General features: G+C 47.6%; 5 protein-coding genes and 1 pseudogene. 1 reads left to right on the top strand and 5 read right to left on the bottom strand.

What is annotated here, in order from left to right:
• Nucleotides 1–208: 208 nt before the first annotated feature.
• Both AB5443_RS07160 and AB5443_RS07155 read right to left on the bottom strand, forming a co-directional pair.
• Nucleotides 209–751, bottom strand: a complete 543-nt coding sequence (locus AB5443_RS07160; RefSeq protein ID WP_227186940.1) for a L,D-transpeptidase — start codon at nucleotides 749–751, stop codon at nucleotides 209–211.
• A pseudogene (locus tag AB5443_RS07155) lies at nucleotides 748–1,074 on the bottom strand (energy transducer TonB); the annotation flags it as partial. The pseudogene AB5443_RS07155 and the gene AB5443_RS07160, both read right to left, overlap by 4 nt.
• Nucleotides 1,075–2,485: 1,411 nt before the next feature.
• Here AB5443_RS07155 and AB5443_RS07150 point away from each other — a divergent pair.
• The gene (locus AB5443_RS07150; RefSeq protein WP_234169476.1) at nucleotides 2,486–2,773 is read left to right on the top strand and encodes a hypothetical protein; all 288 of its coding nucleotides are present in this window, start codon (nucleotides 2,486–2,488) and stop codon (nucleotides 2,771–2,773) included.
• A 381-nt stretch (nucleotides 2,774–3,154) separates the two neighbouring features.
• On the opposite strand, the gene mobV is transcribed toward AB5443_RS07150, so the two are convergent.
• The 3 genes from mobV to AB5443_RS07135 all read right to left on the bottom strand — a co-directional run bounded on the left by mobV (nucleotide 3,155) and on the right by AB5443_RS07135 (nucleotide 6,915).
• On the bottom strand, nucleotides 3,155–4,501 hold the full coding sequence (mobV, locus tag AB5443_RS07145; protein WP_368113552.1) for a MobV family relaxase: 1,347 nt from the start codon (nucleotides 4,499–4,501) through the stop codon (nucleotides 3,155–3,157).
• Nucleotides 4,502–4,683: 182 nt separating this feature from the next.
• Entirely contained in the window at nucleotides 4,684–5,637 is a 954-nt protein-coding gene (locus tag AB5443_RS07140) for a toprim domain-containing protein (protein ID WP_368113551.1), read from the bottom strand.
• Nucleotides 5,638–5,844: 207 nt separating this feature from the next.
• Complete coding sequence (locus AB5443_RS07135; protein ID WP_136010365.1) at nucleotides 5,845–6,915, bottom strand: AAA family ATPase; 1,071 nt, start codon at nucleotides 6,913–6,915, stop codon at nucleotides 5,845–5,847.
• Between the last annotated feature and the right edge of the window lie 11 nt (nucleotides 6,916–6,926).

Genomic DNA, 6,926 nt, shown 5'->3' with positions numbered 1-6,926 from the left:
ATACATGCCTGTCACGCATGGGGTCACGGGTTCGAGTCCCGTACGCACCGCAATAAATATTGAAAATCAACAAGTTATAAAGAAAACACCCGATTTTACACCCAGCAATGTAAAATCGGGTGCTTTGATTTAATAGCAAAGTGGGAAATACAAATAGAAAGGACAACTTACTTGTAAGGTAAATAATCCTTTCTACTATTGAAATATTTTATTTCTTCAAATTTTGGCTTTCGTCCATTGCGGACGGAGTGATAACAACTGTTAGTGGGGGATATATTAAGGTTACCAACCGTTCCAAATCGTCATTATTTAACCGGATACATCCTTCTGTCGCTCTACTTCCGATACTTTTAGGGGCATGTGTTCCGTGAATGCCTATTCCCTTATGTCCGGGTACTTTCAAGCGTATGAAGTGTTTTCCGTATGCCCCCTTTATTTCTCCTTTGCCGTCGTGAAAATCATGTGTCCATTCAGACGCATTTTGAATATCAACAACTTGGAATACCCCTTCCGGAGTACGCATATCTCCCTGCTTCTGTTTGTTTCCGTATGCCTTCCCTACCGCAATAGGAGCGCAAAACAATGTATCTCCTTTGTAGTCGATTAGGTTTAGCTGCATATCTTGTTTGGATATGACTATAATGTTGGCGTTCTCAATTTTAGAGATAATCCTCTGATGATGAAAACTGCATACCAACCATGTACATACACAACTTACTAACAGTAAAAATACTCCTAATGTAGTTCTCATGAGAGTTTAAAATTGATAGGTACGGTGTACTTAACCCTCACGGGTACGCCTTTCTGTTTACCGGGTTTCCATTTGGGCATATTACTTAAAACCCGCAGTGCTTCTTTATCTAAATATTTATTCGCACTCCATAAAACTTTAAAATCGCTTGTGCTACCGTCTTTGTTTACCACAAATGCCACAATAACCTTGCCCTGTATGCCTTCCTCTTGGCAATAAGTGGGGTATCTTAAGTTCTTGCCGATAAAATTCATCAGACCAGCCGTTCCGCCATTGGGGAATTCAGGCATTTGTTCGGCAACCTCATATATGCTGTTATCATCCGCATTAGCAACAGCCACATCATTCACGCCTGCGCCAGTCGGTGCGTCGTCTTCCGCTATCACAAGTTTTTCTGCCTCTGCTTCAACTACCGGTACGTATGGGATTTCTTTTACGGTGTTTTGGTTTTGCTGTTGCGTGTATGTTTCCTTAGATTGAGCAACGGCATTATTTCCGGTATAGGTCACGCTATATTCATTCCTTCCATTGTTATATTTTACATTCTTTATTTGCCCGTCTTCCGGTGCATTCTCTTCATATAGGAAGATAGGCTGCTCTGTTTCTTCATCAAAAGAATATATGGCAAACCGCCGTTCTTGCGTGGCGTTGTTTTTGAGGATAAAGGCGAATTCTGTAAATTTCTCATAGCCATTATTCAAACGGGGGAATAAAACATTATTAGGCTTTACATTTTTCTGCAACGTGTAAAGCTGCCAACCGTCATTCCCGGTAGTAAGTTGATTGCGTTTGCAGTAATCAAGTATTGCAAGGCGGCACTTGGAAGATTCGATGTATTCCTTTGTGTCTGCGCTGCCCCATACATCATTAAGCAATTTGAAATCGTTCCATTCAAGCAAATATGGAGAGGCAACAAACCCTTCCACACCATTTACCTTGATTTCTGCCCATTCCGTATCTTTGGAATAGGTAATCAGTTCGGAGCCATAAGGCACTTTGGATAAAATATTGTACTCTACCCCTGCTACTTTTGATGAACGCAAAAATACATTGTTGGCAACTACATAAGTGCGCAGCGCATCCCTATCTTTGGCATAAGGAACATACCATATGAAATATCCTGCTATAAGTCCGACAAGTGCTATCGCACCAATGGCAATGCCAATAATCAGGGTGTTGTTCCGTTTTGTTGATGTCGGTACTTGATAAGACGGTGCAACCGGGGGAGTTTGAAAAGTCTGGGCGGGTTGCGAATGTATCGCATCAGTAGATGTTTGATTAGGATTGACTTGTTGTGACGGAATTTCAGGTTGAGCCGGAGCATAGGCAGAAGTCTGACTTGTCATTTGTGGTTCTTGCTCGATATAGGGGGCAAGTTCTTCATTAGGGTGTTCCATTTCTTGCATACGTGACTGAATCGTATCGTAATCCTCTTGGTCTGCCTTGATAGCACGACTGGATTTTGCGATAGCGATACTATTCTTTATCGTAAACCAAATAGCAGCAACTGGAGCGAAAACAAAAGCAAAGATTATTTTGATGATGAAAGCAACCATTTGTTGGAAACATCCTTCACTCGGATTTACACGTGACATGGCTTCATCTGCCCATTTTTCTTCTGCTGAACGGGTTACAAAGGTTTTCAATGCCGAGGGAAGTCCGCCAAGACCTGCATAAATCCATGCATTCATGATGTCATTTGGATTTGACAAATACATCATAAGTCCGATAGACATGAAGAACAACAAGAATATAAGTTTGACAATAGACCAGGCTTTTGTTTTTTTATTAGCTGCTATGTTCTCTGCTAACATCTGCAAGCTACATTCATTACATTGCGGCTTATTGTCTAATGTAAAAGGTGCTGAATCTACACATTTTTTACACATCGCTCTTCCACAAGTAACGCAAGACGATACAGCTGGTGCATCGCTATGCCAAGCGCATGGATTAAAGGAAAATCCCATCGGAATCCGCATAGATGCATTGGGATTGGGTGCACCACATTTTGGACAGCTTTGAGCTTTGTCAGACATTTGGCTTCCACATTCACTACAATTTATCAGTGCCATGAGTTTAAAACTTTATCATCCCAGTTCCAAGATGAGTTTATAAAAACACGAAGCGTGGAACTGCAATGCCATGCCTTTGTTCGAAGGTCCTGAGAAAACCTTGTATGACAGATATGGTAATAGCAGCCCACGCCTATAGCGTGAGAACCACTATGCCTTCTCTTGTCATACATTGAAAATTTCTCAGGTTTTCGAACGCAAGATGAGCATAACGCTTCTTTCTTCTTTTAATATGTACCGAAAAGAGCCACTGCTCAATTCCGATTGCAAAATTAGCAAAAAAATGGATAGGCTTTATAAACTGCCACTATATATTTATAATATAGTATATTTATAACCTTAATCCCCTCTTCGGTGTGTTTTCCTCTTTTTGGGTGCGGCTTATACCCAATTTTTCTTTGAGTTCCTGAAATTTCATTTTAAACCATTCGAGTATGGGCATACCGTCAATACATAGCCTGAATTTCCCATTCTCCTGCGGGTTCCTCTCCACGGTTGCCGTCGAGTGCTCCGTCCTGAACCTCTCCTTGTGTTCTTTCGAATAGAGCCTGCCTTTGAACCCTACGGGCTGCAGGCTGACGATTCGCCTTGTCAGTTCCTCGGTGAACCCCACTTCCCGGCATTGTTCGGCTATGGGCAGCAGTTCCGTTACGATAGGGAAATAGGTATCTATCTGTTTCAGCCTATTGTCGTACCCTGCAATTTTCTGTTGGTAACTCCGGTCTATTCTGATTATCTCGCTGTTGTGGCGGTTCTCCATGTTCTTCTGTTCCCTCTGCTCGGCTTGTACCCGCTTTTGCAGCTTCACAATGTCCTGCCTCAAACTTTCGTTCTCCGCTTCCAGCCTCTTGACCTTGCTGCCTCCCAAAAGAGAACTCACCCCGTCCGCTATGGCTGTGGTGGCGTTCACCGCCGCACCCTTCATCTTCTGCACGTTGATTTCCCCCTTGACCTTTTTCAGTTTCTTCTGCGCTTCCTCTTCCAGCCCCAGCAGGTTTTCTATGTTCTCCTGTAGGCTGTCCTGCCGTTCTATCAGTTCCTTGTAATATTGCGAGGTCGGTATGTGCTTTGCCAGCGAACCGTCTATTCCTCTTTGCAAGCCATATTTGCTCATGGCTTGTGCATAGGTGTCCTGATAGTGTTTCAGCTTGTGCCTTGCCATGACGTCATCAGCGCACAGCCTCACGTCCTGCGGGTTCTTCTTTCTGTATTTCTTTTTCCCGTTCCGTTCTTCTTGTCTGGCTTTCCTGCGCTCCCCGGTCACTATCGGTACGACTGTGGCGTGTATGTGCGGTGTCTTCTCGTCCATGTGCAGGACTGCCGACACGAGGTTCAGCTCCCCGTATGTTTCACGGAGCCATTTCAGGTTGTCGCTGCACCAGCCGTCAAGCCGCCCGTCCGCTTCCATTTGCTTCATGTCCTTGTTGCTTCCGGTGAGCAGTACCCGGATTGCCTTCACCTGGTTGGTGCCCACCTTGCGTCTGATGCCTGCCGTTTCTATCCGGTGCGCTATCGCCTCGGTGCGGTTCTTCACCCCTTCGGGAAACTGCACCAGTTCCCGGTTCAGGTGCGTGCGCGTACTGTCCGCGTTCTTGGGGTGGACGGTACGCTCTATGTGCGTGGACATTGCACCGTCCGCACCTTTTGCCTTTTCCAAATGCAAAACTGCATATCCCATAACTGTAATACATTTTTCGGTTAATACTTCCCCTGCCTTGTTCCCATGCCGCATGGCTCCGGGGTTTCAAAAGGGGCGGCGTCCCTTTTGCTCATTGGGGCTTTTTTAGCAATGCGTGCATTGCGTGAAGAAAAAGCCCTAATGAGCTATGGCTTTTTTAAAGCCTTCCGGTGCACGTGCGGTTACATCCTGATGCCTTTGTTTTTCGGCTGCCTTGCCTGCCGTTGTCCTCCCTCCGGTTCCTGCTTCTCCTGCCGTCGTTCCGCTTGTCCTGACCGTTTACCACAAAGGAAGTCGTTCAGGTCGTTGTAGCCTCCGTATATGTGTGACGCGTCCCGGACACGCAGCCCGTATTCCTCCCGCAGTTCCTGAACGGCTTCCATTCCCGCCTTGTCGTTGTCAAGAAAACAATGGATGCGTCCGTAACCGTCCAAAGGTCGGATTGCTTTGGATAGGTTGGAAGTCGAGTTCAGCACGATGTAGTCCTGCCCGTCAAGGTCGGGACACCTTTCCAGCCGCAGGGTGAGGAAGGAGAGGTAGTCCATGAAGCCCTCGAAGAGGCAGCAGGTCTCCCTCGGCTGTTCCTGCCGTATGTGGGTGATGTCCTTCGGTGCGATGCACCCCTTGAAGAGCTTGTTGCGTATCTCGTAGCCTCCCGAACGGTTGGGGAAGCCGACGGCAAAGTATGGTTTGCCGTCGGTCAGATAGCGCACTTCCCTGCATTCTCTTTTTGCCAGCTCCGTATTTATCCCCCTCTGCCGCAGATAGGAATACAAGGCGGGGGAAGAGAGCGGCACCACCTCCAACTGTTGGAAACTCGGTTTTGAGGGTGTCTGCTTGCCAAAAGAAAAGGAGACCGGATGCACGCCGGGCGCCTGCTCCGCTATCCGTTCCAAAAGGTAGGGCAGGCTGTCGGACGCGTAGAGTTCCTGCGCCAGTGCGATGATGTTCCCGCCCCTGCCCGCGCCAAAATCGTACCATAGGTTGCGTTCCGTATTCACCTTGAAGGACGGCTCCCGCTCGTCCCTGAACGGTGACTTGTACCATAAATTTCCTCCCTGCCGCCTTACCGGGTCGTAGCCGAGACTGTGCAGGTATTCCTCTATGCGTATCTGTTTCGCTTCATTCGTATTCATGTAGATTTCTGTTTAAGTGGATATTGTTTTTTTTCTTTTCGCCCGTACCTTTCCGTATATTACGGGCTGTATCCACTTTACTTTACTTCCGTATATATATGGTACGGGAATAAAGTAAAGTGCTTTTATCAGTAACCGGAACACTTCACTTTACTCTGACGTATATATATGCCCTGACTAAAGTAAAGTGGTTTCCGGTCTGTGCCGCTAATAGTGGAAGTCGGGATTGAAGGTGTATTTCCTGCCGTTCTCCTGCACTATCATCCGCTTGCTTTTGAGTACGGTGATGAGTTTTACCACCTTGTTGCCGCCGAGTGTGGCACCGACAGAGGCGTATGCTTCCTGCAAAGCTTCCGCAAGTTCCTGATAGCCGTATTCGTCTTTCAGGGTGAATGCCGCTTCCAGTGCGATGCGGTGCTGCCTCTCGGTGATGTCCTTGTACGGGTCGAACTTCTCCCTATTTCCTTTTGTCTCATCCTTGTCCTTGAACTGGTAGTCCTCCAGCAGTTCGGGCAATGCTTCCTCATTGATGCGGAATGCGAACGGCTCGAAGTCCACCGCCCTGATATGTGCGGTTTTGACCGTACTTATGTCGGGGTTCTTGCTGTCCTTCTCCACTTGCAGCACCGTTTCCGCCTTGTTGCTCAGCTCGGTTCCGATGTGCCCCCTTGCATTCTCGTCCCCCTTGTTCTGGTGCAGTATGGTATGGATGTGGATGTTCCTTTCCCCCGTCCATGTCATCAGCAGGGAGATTACCTTCGTGGATTCGCCGGGGCTGTTGATGTCGTACACCATGTCCCGTATTCCGTCGATGATTACCAGCCCGACGTTTTCAGTCCGGTAGATTGCCTCCTTCACGATTGCTATGCGCTCTTCGGGTGTGTATTTCCGCAGGACGAGGAACTCAAGGTTCTCATGGTTGCTGCCTGTCGGCAGTCCCGCCATGCGCAGGCTGCGCCTTGCCACTTTCGCACAGTGATAGGAGCTCTGTTCGGTGTCCACATAGAGTATTTTCCGCTTGTTTTCGGGCAGTTCTGCCGTATAGTTCAGTACCGTCCCGTTTTTCAGCGCAGCCGCCACGATTGCGGAGACGTTGAATGTCTTCTTGCTCTTGGCTTTCCCGATTGACGCGCTGAAGTTTCCCAGCGTGCCGATGACGGAGCCCTGCACTTTCAGGATTTCGGGTGCCTGCTCGTAGTCTTCCGAAAGGTCGAGCCGCGAGGCATGCCATAGGATTACCGCCTCTTCGGGCGTGATGTTTCTTTCCTTGTTTTCCATATGGCACCTCC

This window comes from Bacteroides sp. RTP21281st1_H5_RTP21281_210402 (assembly GCF_040918965.1).
Taxonomy (GTDB): domain Bacteria; phylum Bacteroidota; class Bacteroidia; order Bacteroidales; family Bacteroidaceae; genus Bacteroides; species Bacteroides congonensis.
Note: the sequence above shows the minus strand (reverse complement) of the source record. Positions and strands in the feature narration are given on the sequence as shown.

Bases quoted from the DNA above. Each gene is read 5' to 3' on its own strand.
- AB5443_RS07160 (WP_227186940.1), bottom strand. From the start codon at position 751: ATGAGAACTACATTAGGAGTATTTTTACTGTTAGTAAGTTGTGTATGT.
- AB5443_RS07150 (WP_234169476.1), top strand. From the start codon at position 2,486: ATGAAGAACAACAAGAATATAAGTTTGACAATAGACCAGGCTTTTGTT.
- mobV (WP_368113552.1), bottom strand. From the start codon at position 4,501: ATGGGATATGCAGTTTTGCATTTGGAAAAGGCAAAAGGTGCGGACGGT.
- AB5443_RS07140 (WP_368113551.1), bottom strand. From the start codon at position 5,637: ATGAATACGAATGAAGCGAAACAGATACGCATAGAGGAATACCTGCAC.
- AB5443_RS07135 (WP_136010365.1), bottom strand. From the start codon at position 6,915: ATGGAAAACAAGGAAAGAAACATCACGCCCGAAGAGGCGGTAATCCTA.